Here is a 14,597-nt window from a genome sequence, read left to right as displayed (position 1 = left end):
TTTAACTTTAGTTGGTGAAAAAAGTGCTTTTGTTTATGCAACTAGTAAGTTAGAAGGAGAAAGTAGAAATACTCTTTTATGTGATTTATTAAAATCTAGTATAAATTTTTAAATCATGTAAACACTAATAGTGGTATATACCAAAGACTATAGAGGTGATTTATATGGAATTAAAGAAAAGTATGATGTACGGTATGATAGGTGGACTTTCAGTTCTAGCATATATCAAGTATAAAGATGGTACAATGGATAGAATGATGAAAAATATGAAGCCTATGATGGAATGTGCATTACATGAACTTAAGAAATAGTCTAGAAAAATAACTTCTTTTTGAAGTTATTTTTTGATGATATAAATCCCTGACTACTATAATTTATAATAAGAGAAAGGTATAGGGTCGCATTGTGGGTACATAATAAAATGTATTTGTAATGGAATATTGTTCTTAGAAAATAGTTTACAGGACTATATATAAGTGTGTATAAAATATACATTAACTTATAAGTATTTAATTGATAATAAAATGTAGTTTGTGTTATAATGTTTGTAGATAGGAGTGCTTATGATAATGATTACAAAAGAAAATATTGAATATGAATATCCACAAGAAAGAAATAATGATTTATTAGTAGAAAAGGGATTTAAAATTGATGATGAAAATAATGAGTATTTTAAATTATTAAATAATTATAAAAAATTATTTGAAAGTTATTTAAAAGAAAAGTTACCACTTGAATTAATTGATGATAATATGAAATCATCTGATTTAAAATTTGTACAAATAAAGGAAGAAGATATGGACTTTTATCAAATATCGTCTACTATGGGATTAGATTATATTTATTTAAGAAATAATTTATATATTGAAAAACTTAGTAAAGAAGATTTAGAGTTTTTATCAAAGAAAGATAATCTTGATGATGAAGCAAGAGAATTTATAAAAAGAACTTATTTAACTGTTATAAATCCATATGAAAATGATGAAAAAAGAATTGTATTCTATGGACCTGAAAATGGTAAACATTTATGTGATTCAACAGATGTAGTGCTTGGTATAAGATATAATGAATTTGAAACAAATGGAATGAGTGATGAAGAATTTCAAAAGAATTTCTTAGAGCAACTTAGGTTGATTGCACAGGTATCAACTCTTCTAGAAATAGCGTCTCCTAATGAACTTGGATCACAAGTTAAAGTAATTCAATATAATGAACTTTCTATAATGAAAAAATATAATGGAAATGTAAAATAAACAAATTTTTGTATAGAGATTTGTTTTTTTCATATTAAAAAGCATTTTACATATAATTTATATGGAATAGTATTAATTATTTTGACGTTTCTAATTTAATAATATATAATTAAAAATAGGTGATAGAATGAAAATAACAAAAGATATAAAAACAAATATATTTAGAGAATATGATATAAGAGGAATATATCCTTCTGAAATAGATGAAAATGTAAGTTATACAATAGGTAAAGCTTATGGTACATATATAAAAAAAATGGGTGAGAAAATATGTTTAGTTGGTCATGATAATAGACTTAGTTCACCCTTACTAAATGAAGCATTAACTAAAGGTATATTAAGTACAGGTGTTAATGTAATAGATTTAGGACTTGTTACGACGCCAATGCTTTATTATGCAAGAATAATAAAGAAAATTAATCCTGGAATAATGATAACTGCTAGTCATAATCCAAAAGATGATAATGGATTTAAATTTTCTTTTAATGAAGTAGGAAATGCTAAAGGTGAAGAAATATATAAATTTAGAGATTTTGTATTAAATGGTGAATTTGATGAAGGATTAGGTACATTATATAGATATGATATAAAAAATGAGTACTATCATTTATTTAAAGATAATTTAAACTTTGGAAATAGAAGATTAAAAGTAGTATTAGATTGTGGAAATGGTACAACATCACTTTTTGCAAAAGAACTTTATAGTTTATTTCCAATTGATTTAGTTATGCTTTATGATGAATCAGATGGTAATTTTCCAAATCATCATCCAGATCCAATAGTAGAAGAAAATATTACTGATTTAAAGAAGAAAGTAATTGAATGTAATGCAGATGTTGGAATAGGTTTTGATGGTGATGGTGATAGAGCAGGTTTTGTATATGAAACTGGTAAAATGATGACATCAGATGAATATGCAGTAGCAGTACTTAGAGAATTATTAAAAAATAGTGATAATAAAAAAGCACTTTATGATATAAAATGTTCTAAAATAGTTAAAGATGAAATTTTAAAACTAGGTGGAACTCCATATGAAAATAGAACAGGTGCATCTTATATGATGGACGCTGTTATGAAAAATGATATATTATTTGGAATAGAGTATTCTGGACATATATATTTTAATGATTCTTTTCCTCCTATTACAAGTGGTTTATTTGCAGGTCTTAAATTATTAGAAATTATGTCTAAAAATGATAAACCACTTAGTAGTATGTTAGATGGTGTTAATAAATATTACAGTGTACCAGAGGCTAAATTTGCATTTTCTGATGATACTAAATTTAAAGTAATAGATAAAGTTAAAGAATATTGTCAAAGTAAAAATTATAAAATATCTAATATAGACGGAATAAAAGTATATTTTGAAGATGGATGGGCTTTAGTTAGATGTTCAAATACAGGTCCAAATGTAACAACTAGATTTGAAGCATTAACAAAAGAAAGATTAAATGAATTAGAAGCATATGAAGAGAGAATAGAGTTTTTTAAGAAAAAAAATGAAGTATACCAAATTTAATGAAGATGTTAAAGCTGGACGTCTTGCGGATAAAGCAACTTACAAAGTTCGTAAAAAAGCACTTAAAGATATGCTTAAAGCAAACGTTAAAAACCCAATCACTAAATTATTGAAAAAAGTTGGCGGAGCTATAAACATAGGTAACGAAACAAGATTAGCTAGACGTTCAGCTTCAAAATGGAATTTGAACTTGTTAAGAAAATCTGGTAATTTCTTCAAAAACCTTGCTGGTGTCCCTTTAAGAGTTGCAATCCCAATGATGATTATTTCACCATTCTTGGCAAAATTAACAACTCAAGGAGTACATAAACTTGTTGGTAGACCAACAAAATCTGTATTGGATGAAGACACAGAAGAAACAAAAAATGAACCCAAAGCACCAAATGCAGGTGAACAAAAAGCTTTAGAAGAAGCTATAAAATCTGCAGAAGCGGCAAAAATAGCAGCTCAAAAAGTTCAACAACCAACTCATATTCCTCAATCTCCAACTAATTTACTTAATCAATATGTAAATAGACCACAACAAAGCGCAACATTACCTAACAAACCAACAGTCAAAGACGCTTCAGACAAACTTACAACAACTCAATCAGCTACATTACCTCAACAACAGGTAAAAAGATACATCCCATCTCCTGAATGCGGTATCCCAAAAGAAGCTGTAAAACCAAAATATATTCCATCTCCACAATCACAAGTTCCACCAGAAGTAGCTCCTGACTTCAGCACTGTTGAACAAGCTTTAAATCGTGCAAACAAAATGGAAATGGAAGCTATAAAACTTTTAGGTAGATAAATATCATAAATTACCCACCAAGCAATTGCATTATATAGAAAAATAAGCTAAACTCTTTCTATGGGTAATAATATTATTGAAATAAAGAATCTTCACGTGCAATACGAAACCAGCAAGGGTATTCTTGGCGGTAAACAGGTTGTCCAAGCCGTAAATGGCATATCTTTAGACATCAAGCGTGGAGAAATTCTTGCGATTGCAGGAGAATCTGGTTGCGGGAAATCAACACTTGCAAAAGCAATAATCAAATTAGAAGAACCAAATCAAGGCGAAATATTTTTCCAAGAGAAAGACATGCTTAAAATGTCTTCAACTGAACTTAAAGAATTTAGAAAACATGTACAGATGATTTTTCAAAACCCATACTCTAGCCTTGACCCTAAAATGAAAATTTACGACACGTTAAAAGAACCGCTAAAGATTAATACAACACTATCAAATTCAGAAATCGACAAAATTATAGAAGTGTTCGGCAATGCGGGAAAAGCTTTGGGTATTATAAAATAAAATGCTCAGCGTAGAAAAAGCGGAACTCAAAGAATTTATCGCCTTTCCCTTTAAATTATATAAAGACGATAAATTTTACGTACCCGAACTTAAAACGGATACGAAACATCTTTTAACGAAAGATCCCTTCTGGCACCATGCCGGAAGGGAACTTTTTTTGGCGAAAAGGGACGGCCAAACGGTAGGCAGAATAGCGGCCATAGTCAACGAAAACCATAATAAACATTGGAACGACAATATAGGCTTCTTCGGTTTTTTTGAATGCGAAAACAACCCGGAAACCGCAAAGGCTCTTTTTGACGCGGCTGCCGCTTGGCTTAAAGAACAGGGCAAAACCGCTATGCGCGGGCCGCTTAACCCAAGCACGAACCATACCTGCGGCGTACTCGTTGATTCTTTTGACTCCATGCCGTGTATAATGATGCCGTATAATCCGCCTTATTATGACGAAATTATAAAATCCGCCGGGCTTGAAAAAGCCAAAGATTTGCTGGCTTTTGACAGGACGGACAAAAATGATTTTTCCCCGCGTATGCAAAAGATTATACAACGCATACTCAGAAACCCCGAAATTACGATGCGCTCCATAAACATGAACGATTTTGACAATGAAGTCAAAACAGTCAGGGAAATTTATAACGCCGCCTGGAGCCAAAACTACGGTTTTGTCCCCATAACGGAGGAAGAAATACAGGAAACCGCCAAACAGCTTAAACTGATAGTGCGCCCGGAACTTACCTGCATGATAGAAATAAAGGGCGAAGCGGCCGGATTTGCCATTTCCATACCCAATATGAACCACGTCCTTAAGATCCTTAACGGCGGGCTTAATCCGTTTAAACTGCCGAAAGCTTTGCTTGCCTGGCGCAAAATACGCGACTGCCGCATGATAATGCTGGGCGTACACCCGGCTCATCGCAGCAGAGGCCTTGAGCTTTTGCTTGTTAAACACGTGGTTGACAACGGCGTAAGCAAAGGCTGGAACAAGGCGGAGCTTTCCTGGATGCTGGAGGATAATAAAGCGATTATTTCCGTCATTGAAGAAGCCGGCTGCTACAAAACGAAAACTTACAGGATATATCAAAAACCTTTATAAGTTTTTATTTGCTTTAACTATAAACCCCGGGCTTAAACCTGGGGTTTTTAATTATTAAAGCGCAGACAGCCGCCGCCGAAATCGGGCCGTTTTATTTTTTAAAAGAGTTAATCAGTGATAAAATCCCGCAGGAGTTAACCCGACACATAACGTCGACATACAAAAGCCCCCGCAGCTTTCGCATACGGGGGCGATTAAACAAATATCGATTTAAATCAGAACTTTACCGAAGGAGCCTTTTTGGCCTGTTCGGCTTCGCTTTCATCTAAAGTGAACAGTTCGGCTTTTTCAAATTTAAAATAAGAAGCTATTATATTTGAAGGGAAAGATTCTATTGATATATTAAGATCTTTGGCGTTGGTGTTATAGAACTTTCTTGCGGCCTGAAGCCTGTCTTCCGTATCGGAAAGTTCCTGCTGAAGTTTAAGAAAATTCTGATTTGCCTTTAAATCGGGATAATTTTCCGACACGGCAAACAAACTCTTAAGCGTTGAAGTAAGCATATTTTCCGCTTTGGCCTGGCCTTCCATATCGCCTTTCGCGTTTAAGGCCATATTGCGGGCCTGAATTACTTTTTCCAATGTGGAACTTTCATGCGCGGCATAACCTTTTACGATTTCCACGAGGTTGGGGATAAGGTCATAACGTCTTTTAAGCTGCACTTGGATATCGCTCCAAGCTTCTTTTACGCGGTTTTTAAGCGTAATCAATCCGTTATAAACACTGATAGTATACAATGCGGCTATCACGGCAATAACTATCAAAACTATTGCAAGGGTAATCATTTGTACCTCCATATAATATATTTATTATACAAAAAGGACGGAAATTAATGTTCTATTTTAAGAACGTCTTTCTTCTTTACGGGAAGGCATTCCTGCAAACGAAAGCGCGCCTGATCGGGAACCATGGCTTTTATGGTTTCTATGTCGCCGTCGTTTAGGACTTCTTTGTAATAAGTTGTTCTGAATTGATAATTAACGCCGGAAGAAATGATAATATTCATACTCTCTTTTACCGCGTCCAAATTGGCGGGGCCGCAGACGGCTTCGTACTTTTCAAACGGGGCCTTTATGTCCATGGCCACAAAATCAACCAATTTCTTTTCTATCAGTTCTTTAAGAACGCCGGGATTTGTGCCGTTAGTATCCAGCTTTATCAAGTATCCCATCGCTTTTACTTTCGCCGCGAAATCGGCCAAATCGGGTTGGAGAGTAGGCTCGCCGCCGGTAATGACGAGTCCGTCTAAAGAATGTTTGCGTCTTTCCAAATAATCCAAGACGTCATCTTCGGCTATGGCGTTATTTTCATCCTGGGCGGGCGGTATAAGTTCCGGATTATGACAATACGCACAACGCAGATTGCAACCTTGGGTAAATACTATCGCCGAAATACTGCCCGGAAAATCTATCATTGAAAACTTCAAAAGTCCGCTAATCTTCACTTACAACACACCTGCCTTAGGATAAAAATAAACATTGTTAAAACTTAGCAACCGCAGGACATTTTAATGTTCTTGCGCATGGCAAATTCTTCTTTTTTGCCTTTGTTCCAGTTCTGAACCGGGCGGAGATACCCCACCACTCTGGAGTAAACTTCGCAGTTGGTGCCTTTGGCCGCTTCTTTGGCAGCTTTAAGCTCGGAAATCTTCGTTTCGATATTGTGTCTTTCTTGTGCCGTCATAATCACTTCCTCCTGCGCGGTTTTTTGACCGCCTTTATTATTTTCGCAAATTATTATTTGCCCAACAAGACCTATTTTTTCTTAGGTCCTTAGCCCTATTTACAAAGGGCGTAAAATTTATTTACTGTACAGCTGCTCTTCCAAAAGCGCGATTTGTTTTTCGATATTTTCTATCTTTTCGGCCTTGCATTTAGGACATTCAAAATGCTCGCCTTCAATATATCCGCATTTGGGGCAGACGCTGAAAGTCGGCGTTATGGAAAAATACGGCAGCTGATAGCCTTCGCAGACTTTCCTGATGAATTTTTTAAGGGCATCCGTATCTTTAATTCTTTCGCCCATAAAAATGTGCAGCACCGTCCCGCCGGTATATTTGGACTGGACTTCGTCCTGCAGATCCAAAAGCTCAAAGATATCGTCGGTAAAGTTTACCGGCAGCTGGCTTGAATTTGTATAGAAAGGGGGCCTGCCCTGCGCGGCCTGTTCATTATCGGCCACGATAATATCCGGGTATTTTTCCCTGTCCAAACGGGCCAAACGATAAGAGGTCCCTTCCGCCGGAGTGGCTTCAAGATTGTAATTGTTGCCGGTTTCCTTTTGGAATTCAACCAGCTTCGCCCTCATAAAATCCATGACTTTTACGGCGAATTTGCGGCCTTTTTCGCTGCCGACCGTTTCCCCCATAAGATTGAGGCAGGCTTCGTTCAAGCCTACAAGCCCTATCGTGGAGAAGTGGTTCTTCCAATATTCGTTAAAGCGCTGTTTGACGCTTCTTAAGTAGAAAGTCATATACGGATATAAATTGGCGTTGGTAAAGCGTTCAATAACCTTGCGTTTTATTTCCAAGCTGACTTTGGCCGCTTCCATGCGTTCTTCAAGAAGTTTAAAGAATTCTTCTTCCGTGGAAGCCAAGTAGCCTATGCGCGGCATATTTATCGTAACCACGCCGATAGAGCCCGTCAAAGGAGCCGAACCGAAAAGCCCTCCGCCGCGGCGATTAAGTTCGCGGTTGTCTATTCTTAAGCGGCAGCACATAGAACGCGCGTCTTCCGGGTTCATGTCGGAATTGACGAAATTCGCGAAATAAGGAATACCGTATTTGGCCGTCATTTCCCAAAGCGGCTGATACGCGGGATTATCCCAATCAAAATCTTTAGTTATGTTATAAGTGGGGATAGGGAAAGTGAATACGCGGCCCTTGGCGTCGCCTTCAAGCATAATTTCCAAAAAGGCTTTGTTGAACATATCCATTTCTTTTTGGAATTCCCCGTATTTTTTATCCTGTATCTGCCCGCCGATTATAACGCCCTGGTCTTTAAAGTAGGAAGGCACGTTAAAATCCAAAGTTACGTTTGTAAAAGGCGTTTGGAAACCCACCCTTGTAGGCACGTTTACGTTAAATAAAAATTCCTGCAAGGCTTGTTTGACCTCTTGGTAGCTGAGTTTATCATAGTAGATAAAAGGCGCAAGCAAAGTGTCGAAGTTGGAAAAAGCCTGCGCGCCGGCGCTTTCGCCCTGCAAAGTATAAAAGAAGTTTACTATCTGGCCCAAAGCCGTCCTTAAGTGTTTTGCCGGTTTGGATTCGGCCTTGCCGGCCACGCCTTTAAAACCGCTGATAAGCAAATCCTGCAAATCCCAGCCGACGCAATATGTGCCCAAAAGGCCCAGGTCGTGCAAATGAATATCGCCGGAGGTATGCATCTTTTTTACGTTTTCCGGATAGATTTTGTTAAGCCAGTAAATTTTTGTAATTTCGGAAGAAACGTAATTGTTTAACCCCTGCAGGGAATAGCCCATGTTGCTGTTCTCGTTAACCTGCCAGTCCAGCTTTTGCAAATACTGGTCAACAAGTTCAACGTTAAATTTGGAGGAAATCTCCCTCGCTTTGGCGCGCTGGTCCCTGTACAGAATATAGGCCTTGGCCGTTTTGTGAAAATTGGAAGTCAAAAGCACGTCTTCAACAACATCCTGTATATTTTCGACGCTGGGCGTTATTTCCGAATAAAGCTGCTGCAAAATGTTTATAACTCTGATAGTAAGCTTTTTGGCGGTTTCAAGGTCAAACTCGTTGGTGGTTTGCCCGGCCTTATATATGGCGTTGGTAATCTTTTTTGAATCAAAAATCTGGGTTGAGCCGTCCCTTTTGATAATTTTCTGCAGAATCTCGTTATTTGGCATGGCGTTTTCCTCTTAAAAGTTTTTAACAGCGGCGAATATTGTGGATAAAAGTTGATAGATTTAACTTCCAGAACCATAAAAACCGGCCGTTTTAAGCTGTTTGCTTACAAAATTTTACATAAGTTGCAAAGATATTTCAAACCTCGTCTAAGATTTATTTTTCGGGATGTTATCAACAAGCTTCTCTCCGACGATAAAATAAAAGTTTGTCCACAGTTTTAAACCTGTGGACAAACTTGTTTTTGCGAGCTTTTTTAAGGCAATTTTTAAGGCAATTTTTCCGCAATCAGACCAAAAAACGGCCCTTTTCATAAATTGTTAAATGTTTTCCGTTTTTAAGCGTTGCGGTAACCAATTTATTTTGCGTATTTACCAAATCCCAATGCAGCGCCGATTCGTTAAAACCGAGCTGTTTTTTCAGGTTTTTATCCAATTTGGACAAATTGCCGCTGAAAGTGTCGCTGTAGCTGGAACCCAAAGCTATATGGCTGTTGCCGTAAGCTCCGCCGAAGTTCTCATCATATAAAGTATCGGCCATAAAACGGTCTATTTTGGAAAAGCGCGTATCGGTAAGAGAATACTCCCCTATCTGGCAGGCGCCGCGGTCCAAAGAGAGCATCTTTTTAAGGAAGTCTTCCCCCTGCTCCGCCGTCGCTTTAATTACGCGCCCCGCTTTAAATTCCAAGCGAATATCTTTGACGTAATTGCCGTTGCGGAAACTCATTAAATCGCTGAAGTAAACCCCGCGGGTTCCGCGCCAATCGGGGGAAGTAAAAATCTCAAACGAGGGAACATTGCACCCGCCCCCGCTTATAAAACGGCGGTTTTCGCCCAAAAGTATCTCCAAATCCATATCTTCGGATTGGGTTCTGAGTTTAACTATCGGCAAAGACGAAAGCCTTTTTGAAACCTCGTTGATTTGGGCGGTAACTTCCGCAAACTTTTTGGCGGGGTCTTTCTCGTTTAAAAAGCAGGCTTTGGCGATTTGCGCCTCATACTGCTTTAAGCTGAGCCCGGCCTGTTTGGCCAAACCTTCGGTGGGATAATTTGCCAAAGTCCAAGAAAACAAACCGCGTTCTTCCCTTACGTCCATAATTTCGCGGATCGGCTTTCTGGCGATTGTAGCCAAGGCTATTTTTTTGGTGTCAACGTCTTTTAAATTGGCCAAATCCTGCGGGGCTCTTAAGGCTATAAGGCCGTTAAGGTTTTCGGTAAAAAGTTTTTCCCACTCCGGCATAAATTTTATTTGTTTGTCGCTGCCTTTGGTGTAGAGTATTTTAGCCATTTTTTCCGTGGCGTAAGGCCTTAAAATCACGTTAAAACCGCCCTCGATAAGTTTGCAGTAAATTTCCTCGGCCAGCGGCAGGGCCGGCATATCGTAACTTACAAGGATATTTTCCCCCGGTTTAAACTTCCCCCCTTTGCGGGCCGATTTTAAAGCGAAAATCATAACGTCGGCATATTTTTTTAAATCCATTTTGGCCTCCTTTTATATATAATATTTATGATACAAAATATGAGGCGGCCCAATATGAAAAAACTGTTTTTTGTTCTTATCTCTTTAATCCTTTTATCCTTAAACGCCAAAGCTGACATAGCGCCGGCGGAACAAATAAGTTATTCTTTTAAGTTTGAAGGCGTCCAACCGCTTAAAATCATGCCCGGCAACAGCGAACAGCTGCAGTGCGAAGACAATCAATGCCTTTCCCCCAAGCCTTTGGGGCACTTCGGCATACAAAAACTTGAGTGCCAAGAAGCCGCCTGCCACGCGGTTTCTTATGAGTTTGCTCCTTATCAAAAACTCATAATCAAATTTGAAGACGGTTCCGTGCGGGAATCCGAGGTTTTCAAAACCCCTTCCGGCAGAAAAAACGCCATGCAAATAACGGTTACGCCCTTTGATTTATCCGTAAGCAGTGCAAATTCCAAAACCGCGCCGGATAATCTGCCCAAAAGCTATATTTTATTTTCTTTATTATTTGTTTTCTTAATAGAAGCGGCCACCGCGGCGATTTTCGTTTTTATGAACAAACTCCCGGCCGGAGTAATACTGAGCTTTTCCGTTTTAAACGCCGTTACCATTCCTTTAAATTGGTTTATTCTGTCAAACTATTTCCAAAGCGACGGCATTTTGTGGCTGACGGCTTTCCTTATCGAATTTGCCTTATTATGTCTGTTCTTCAGGAAGAAATCCATATATACCGAGCTGTTCGGGCTGACGCTGTTTGCCAATGTGGCGGGGTATTCTTCCGGGATGATACTTTCCTTTATAATGACGTTTTTTTAAAACAGGCTTCCCGGCCTTTTAAGTTCCCGCTGCCGCGCGCTTGATAAGTTGGCCGGCAAGCCTATAATATAAATTGGAAAACAATTAAGGGGGACGTATGTGGGAAAAAGACATTAACATCAACGAAGTAAAAGAAATCCGCGTGCGCACGACCGTATATTTCGGCGTCGGCGCAATCAAAAAAATAGAAGACATCGCAAAAGACTTAAAGGCCAAAGGCCTTGATAAACTTATCATAGTTACCGGTAAAGGGGCTTATAAAAAAACCGGCGCTTGGGATCACGTGCAGGCCGCTTTAAAAAACAACGCCATAACGTATGTCCATTACGACGGCGTTACCCCGAATCCAAACACTCATCAGGTAAACGAAGCCGCAAAAATGGCTAAAGAATTCGGCGCAAAAGCAATGCTGGCGATAGGCGGCGGTTCGGCCATAGACGCAGGCAAAAGCGTAGCCATTTTAATGGAAAACCCCGGCAAAACGGCGGAAGAACTATATGAATTTAAGTTCGCGCCGGAAAAGGCCGCGCCGATTATAGCCATAAACCTTACGCACGGCACCGGCAGCGAAGCCAACCGCTTTGCGGTGGTAACCATTCTTGAAAAGAACTTTAAACCGGCAATAGCCTACGACTGCATTTATCCGATGTACTCCATCGACGACCCGGCTTTAATGGCGAATCTTTCGGAAAATCAAACGAGATATGTTTCCATAGACGCGGTAAACCACGTAGTGGAAGCTTCCACCACAAAAGCGGCTTCGCCTTTTTCGATAGATTTGGCGCTTTCCGTGGTAAAACTCGTGGCGCATTATTTGCCCTTAGCTCTTAAAGAACCCGGCAATCTTGAAGCCCGTTACTTCCTGGCTTACGCCGCTTTGATAGCCGGCGTCAGCTTTGACAACGGCCTCTTGCATTACACGCACGCTTTGGAACATCCTTTAAGCGCGGTAAACCCGAATCTTACCCACGGTTTGGGGCTGGCCATGCTTCTGCCGGCGGTCGTAAAATATATCTACGCGGAAAAAGCGCATACTTTGGCCGCCATACTGGAGCCTATCGCCCCGGGATTAAGCGGCTGTTCATGCCAAGCCGATGACGCGGCCAAAGCCGTGGAAAAATGGCTGTTCTCGGTAGGCGCGACGGCAAAACTTAAAGATGAAGGCTTCCATGAAGAAGACGTAGACAAAATGACGGAACTTTCTTTCACCACTCCGTCGCTGGGCCTGCTCTTGAGCATGGCCCCCAACGAAGGCACCAAAGAGAGAGTAAGAGCGATTTATAAAGAATCTTTGCTCCCTTACAATAAATAAAAAGCCTTTCGGTTTATAAAGCCCTCCCCTGGCGGGAGGGCTTTTTTGATAAAATAAACTAAAAGGGGGCCGTATGCACGAAGAAACTTTTAAAACCAGATATCATGAAATGAACCCGCAGGGCAAAATACCCGTATGGGTGCTGCAAAATTATTTTCAGGAGGCGGCGGGCATAGACGCGCATAATCTTTCCTACGGCTGGGAAGAACTTTCCGCAAACGGCGTAGCCTGGATTCTTACAAAAGTTCAGATAAAATTATTAAAGCCGGTAAGCGGAGCGCAAAAGATAAAAGTTAAAACCTGGCATTGCTATTCCGACAAAATACAAAGCAGAAGGGATTTTATTTTGTTTAACGAAAACGGCGAGCACATCGCAAAAGGCGTAAGCTGGTGGCTTATTATGGATTTAAGCAAACGCAAAATAACGCGTTCCCCGCAAAGCCTTATAGACCTGAACGATAAAAACCCTGCGCCGATAATGGAAGCCTCCATGGAAAAGGCTCCGCGCGAAAACGAACTCGGCCGCGAAATAAACTCCTTTGACGTAATCGCGCGCCTTGAAGATTTGGACAGCAACAATCACGTAAACAACAGCCATTTTTCGGCCTGGGCCGTACAAAGCGCGCCGCAAGAAGTATCGGACGCTAAAAATCTTGAGGAAATTATTATCCACTACAAAGCGGAAGTCCGCTTAGGCGACAAACTGACGGTTTCCGCCCACGAAGCCGGGCAGAATGCGTTTTGGCACATAATAAAACGCCCCGCCGACGGCAGGGATATCGCCGCGATTTACACCAAATGGGGATAACCCCGAGGCAAAGCCCGGCCAAAGCAAAGGATATTTTATGAAAATAGAACATTTTGCGCTTTACGTATCAGACTTGGAAAAAATGAAAGATTTTTACGTAAAATATTTCCGCGCCGAGGCCGGCGATTTGTATCACAACAAAAACACCGGGCTGAAAACTTATTTTTTATATTTTGAAGAAAGCGCAAGGCTTGAAATTATGCATAGACCCGGCCTTAAGCCAAACAACCTAAACGAGGGCCTAGGCTATACGCATTTGGCGTTTTCCGCAGGTTCGAAAGAAGCGGTGGATATTCTTACGCGGAAACTTCAAAAAGACGGTTTTAAAATAATAAGCGGCCCCCGCACGACGGGCGACGGCTATTATGAAAGCCTTGCGGCAGACCCGGAAAACAATTTGATTGAGATCACGCAATAACCCGCGCGCAAGATATTAAACTTTATATTTGAAGACTTTGACGTTCGGTTTTCTGCCGAAAAGGCTCAAAATAAGCACGGGCACCGCCGTAAAAACAAAAACGACCAAAAACACGCAAAGCATCATAAATCCGCTCAGCAAAGCCGAAACCGCCCCCAAAACGCCCATTAAAACGCGGCGCAAAGGGTTTAATTCCCTTTTTACCGTTTCTTGGACGGGTTCGCGTTCCGTATTTATTGTTCTGCCGTTCTCGTCTAAAATTTCAGGTTCGATAACTTCGGGCTTATCATATTTTTCGTATTTCATACATTATATTCTTACAAAAAAAAGCGATTTTTCCAAGGGATGTAATAATCTTAATTAAAATGCAAGCCTATTAAAATTGTAAAATATAGAGGTAAAGGCGTATAGTCACATTACGCAAATTAAAAATAAGAGGAATTATCATGTTACAGAAAGCTTATGAGCCTAAAGAAGTAGAACAGAAAATATCAAAATTATGGCAGGAAAAACACGTCTTTAAAGCAGAAATAGACGAAAATAAAAAACCTTATGTAATAGTAATACCGCCGCCGAACATAACCGGCGCTCTGCACATGGGCCATGGGCTTAACAACACTTTGCAGGATACTTTAATAAGATTCCACCGCATGAACGGCGAATGCGCCAACTGGGTGCCCGGCACCGACCACGGCGGCATAGCCACGCAGAACGTAATAGAAAAGAAACTTTCCAAAGAG

The 14,597-nt window shown here is 39.7% G+C and carries 17 protein-coding genes; 11 read left to right on the top strand and 6 right to left on the bottom strand.

Going from position 1 to position 14,597, the window contains the following annotated elements; translation table 11 throughout:
* The first annotated feature begins 164 nt into the window (after positions 1 to 164).
* The 6 genes from ACQY26_RS04375 to ACQY26_RS04350 all read left to right on the top strand — a co-directional run bounded on the left by ACQY26_RS04375 (position 165) and on the right by ACQY26_RS04350 (position 5,171).
* On the top strand, positions 165 to 311 hold the full coding sequence (locus ACQY26_RS04375) for a hypothetical protein (RefSeq protein WP_428047904.1): 147 nt from the start codon (positions 165 to 167) through the stop codon (positions 309 to 311).
* A gap of 252 nt (positions 312 to 563) precedes the next feature.
* The gene (locus ACQY26_RS04370; RefSeq protein ID WP_428047903.1) at positions 564 to 1,253 is read left to right on the top strand and encodes a hypothetical protein; all 690 of its coding nucleotides are present in this window, start codon (positions 564 to 566) and stop codon (positions 1,251 to 1,253) included.
* Positions 1,254 to 1,380: 127 nt separating this feature from the next.
* Positions 1,381 to 2,772 carry a phosphomannomutase/phosphoglucomutase gene (locus tag ACQY26_RS04365; RefSeq protein WP_428047901.1) on the top strand — a complete coding sequence of 464 codons (1,392 nt, stop codon included), beginning with the start codon at positions 1,381 to 1,383 and terminating at the stop codon, positions 2,770 to 2,772.
* Positions 2,753 to 3,568: a hypothetical protein gene (locus ACQY26_RS04360; protein WP_428047900.1), complete on the top strand. Its 816-nt coding sequence runs from the start codon at positions 2,753 to 2,755 to the stop codon at positions 3,566 to 3,568. Before ACQY26_RS04365 ends, ACQY26_RS04360 begins: the two co-directional genes overlap by 20 nt.
* Before the next feature lie 60 nt (positions 3,569 to 3,628).
* Positions 3,629 to 4,075 (top strand): ATP-binding cassette domain-containing protein, encoded by a 447-nt coding sequence (locus ACQY26_RS04355; RefSeq protein WP_428047899.1) that lies wholly within the window; start codon positions 3,629 to 3,631, stop codon positions 4,073 to 4,075.
* 1 nt (position 4,076) lies between these two features.
* Positions 4,077 to 5,171, top strand: a complete 1,095-nt coding sequence (locus tag ACQY26_RS04350; RefSeq protein WP_428047898.1) for a GNAT family N-acetyltransferase — start codon at positions 4,077 to 4,079, stop codon at positions 5,169 to 5,171.
* Between the two features lie 215 nt (positions 5,172 to 5,386).
* Here ACQY26_RS04350 and ACQY26_RS04345 read toward each other — a convergent pair whose 3' ends face one another.
* The 5 genes from ACQY26_RS04345 to ACQY26_RS04325 all read right to left on the bottom strand — a co-directional run bounded on the left by ACQY26_RS04345 (position 5,387) and on the right by ACQY26_RS04325 (position 10,509).
* A complete protein-coding gene (locus ACQY26_RS04345) occupies positions 5,387 to 5,956 on the bottom strand; it encodes a LemA family protein (RefSeq protein WP_428047897.1) in 570 nt (189 codons plus the stop codon).
* Positions 5,957 to 6,000: 44 nt separating this feature from the next.
* Positions 6,001 to 6,615 carry an anaerobic ribonucleoside-triphosphate reductase activating protein gene (locus tag ACQY26_RS04340; protein ID WP_428047895.1) on the bottom strand — a complete coding sequence of 205 codons (615 nt, stop codon included), beginning with the start codon at positions 6,613 to 6,615 and terminating at the stop codon, positions 6,001 to 6,003.
* A 44-nt stretch (positions 6,616 to 6,659) separates the two neighbouring features.
* Positions 6,660 to 6,854 (bottom strand): anaerobic ribonucleoside-triphosphate reductase, encoded by a 195-nt coding sequence (nrdD, locus tag ACQY26_RS04335; protein WP_428047894.1) that lies wholly within the window; start codon positions 6,852 to 6,854, stop codon positions 6,660 to 6,662.
* A gap of 117 nt (positions 6,855 to 6,971) precedes the next feature.
* A complete protein-coding gene (locus tag ACQY26_RS04330) occupies positions 6,972 to 9,032 on the bottom strand; it encodes a ribonucleoside triphosphate reductase (protein ID WP_428047893.1) in 2,061 nt (686 codons plus the stop codon).
* A gap of 286 nt (positions 9,033 to 9,318) precedes the next feature.
* Complete coding sequence (locus ACQY26_RS04325; protein ID WP_428047891.1) at positions 9,319 to 10,509, bottom strand: aminopeptidase; 1,191 nt, start codon at positions 10,507 to 10,509, stop codon at positions 9,319 to 9,321.
* Between the two features lie 54 nt (positions 10,510 to 10,563).
* On the opposite strand from ACQY26_RS04325, the gene ACQY26_RS04320 reads away from it, so the two are divergent.
* The 4 genes from ACQY26_RS04320 (at position 10,564) to ACQY26_RS04305 (ending at position 13,857) form a co-directional block, all read left to right on the top strand.
* Complete coding sequence (locus tag ACQY26_RS04320) at positions 10,564 to 11,319, top strand: hypothetical protein (protein WP_428047890.1); 756 nt, start codon at positions 10,564 to 10,566, stop codon at positions 11,317 to 11,319.
* 97 nt (positions 11,320 to 11,416) lie between these two features.
* Positions 11,417 to 12,631, top strand: a complete 1,215-nt coding sequence (locus tag ACQY26_RS04315) for an iron-containing alcohol dehydrogenase (protein WP_428047889.1) — start codon at positions 11,417 to 11,419, stop codon at positions 12,629 to 12,631.
* A gap of 73 nt (positions 12,632 to 12,704) precedes the next feature.
* Positions 12,705 to 13,439 carry an acyl-[acyl-carrier-protein] thioesterase gene (locus ACQY26_RS04310; RefSeq protein ID WP_428047888.1) on the top strand — a complete coding sequence of 245 codons (735 nt, stop codon included), beginning with the start codon at positions 12,705 to 12,707 and terminating at the stop codon, positions 13,437 to 13,439.
* A gap of 37 nt (positions 13,440 to 13,476) precedes the next feature.
* Entirely contained in the window at positions 13,477 to 13,857 is a 381-nt protein-coding gene (locus tag ACQY26_RS04305; RefSeq protein ID WP_428047887.1) for a VOC family protein, read from the top strand.
* A gap of 15 nt (positions 13,858 to 13,872) precedes the next feature.
* On the opposite strand, the gene ACQY26_RS04300 is transcribed toward ACQY26_RS04305, so the two are convergent.
* Positions 13,873 to 14,163 carry a hypothetical protein gene (locus tag ACQY26_RS04300; RefSeq protein WP_428047886.1) on the bottom strand — a complete coding sequence of 97 codons (291 nt, stop codon included), beginning with the start codon at positions 14,161 to 14,163 and terminating at the stop codon, positions 13,873 to 13,875.
* Positions 14,164 to 14,303: 140 nt separating this feature from the next.
* Between ACQY26_RS04300 and ACQY26_RS04295 the strand changes: the two genes are divergently transcribed.
* Positions 14,304 to 14,597, top strand: a 294-nt coding sequence (locus tag ACQY26_RS04295; RefSeq protein ID WP_428047885.1) for a class I tRNA ligase family protein, incomplete at its 3' end; no start/stop codon positions are given.

It is taken from the genome of Candidatus Proelusimicrobium excrementi, from assembly GCF_937881865.1.
GTDB classification, from domain to species: Bacteria; Elusimicrobiota; Elusimicrobia; order Elusimicrobiales; family Elusimicrobiaceae; genus Proelusimicrobium; species Proelusimicrobium excrementi.
The sequence above is the reverse complement of the archived record's forward strand: the minus strand, read 5'-3'. Positions and strand labels throughout refer to the sequence as shown.

What these genes read in the sequence shown, in the direction of transcription:
- ACQY26_RS04375 (WP_428047904.1), top strand. Translation starts at nt 165, where the DNA reads ATGGAATTAAAGAAAAGTATGATGTACGGTATGATAGGTGGACTTTCA.
- ACQY26_RS04370 (WP_428047903.1), top strand. Translation starts at nt 564, where the DNA reads ATGATAATGATTACAAAAGAAAATATTGAATATGAATATCCACAAGAA.
- ACQY26_RS04365 (WP_428047901.1), top strand. Translation starts at nt 1,381, where the DNA reads ATGAAAATAACAAAAGATATAAAAACAAATATATTTAGAGAATATGAT.
- ACQY26_RS04360 (WP_428047900.1), top strand. Translation starts at nt 2,753, where the DNA reads ATGAAGTATACCAAATTTAATGAAGATGTTAAAGCTGGACGTCTTGCG.
- ACQY26_RS04355 (WP_428047899.1), top strand. Translation starts at nt 3,629, where the DNA reads ATGGGTAATAATATTATTGAAATAAAGAATCTTCACGTGCAATACGAA.
- ACQY26_RS04350 (WP_428047898.1), top strand. Translation starts at nt 4,077, where the DNA reads ATGCTCAGCGTAGAAAAAGCGGAACTCAAAGAATTTATCGCCTTTCCC.
- ACQY26_RS04345 (WP_428047897.1), bottom strand. Translation starts at nt 5,956, where the DNA reads ATGATTACCCTTGCAATAGTTTTGATAGTTATTGCCGTGATAGCCGCA.
- nrdD (WP_428047894.1), bottom strand. Translation starts at nt 6,854, where the DNA reads ATGACGGCACAAGAAAGACACAATATCGAAACGAAGATTTCCGAGCTT.
- ACQY26_RS04330 (WP_428047893.1), bottom strand. Translation starts at nt 9,032, where the DNA reads ATGCCAAATAACGAGATTCTGCAGAAAATTATCAAAAGGGACGGCTCA.
- ACQY26_RS04325 (WP_428047891.1), bottom strand. Translation starts at nt 10,509, where the DNA reads ATGGATTTAAAAAAATATGCCGACGTTATGATTTTCGCTTTAAAATCG.
- ACQY26_RS04320 (WP_428047890.1), top strand. Translation starts at nt 10,564, where the DNA reads ATGAAAAAACTGTTTTTTGTTCTTATCTCTTTAATCCTTTTATCCTTA.
- ACQY26_RS04315 (WP_428047889.1), top strand. Translation starts at nt 11,417, where the DNA reads ATGTGGGAAAAAGACATTAACATCAACGAAGTAAAAGAAATCCGCGTG.
- ACQY26_RS04310 (WP_428047888.1), top strand. Translation starts at nt 12,705, where the DNA reads ATGCACGAAGAAACTTTTAAAACCAGATATCATGAAATGAACCCGCAG.
- ACQY26_RS04305 (WP_428047887.1), top strand. Translation starts at nt 13,477, where the DNA reads ATGAAAATAGAACATTTTGCGCTTTACGTATCAGACTTGGAAAAAATG.
- ACQY26_RS04300 (WP_428047886.1), bottom strand. Translation starts at nt 14,163, where the DNA reads ATGAAATACGAAAAATATGATAAGCCCGAAGTTATCGAACCTGAAATT.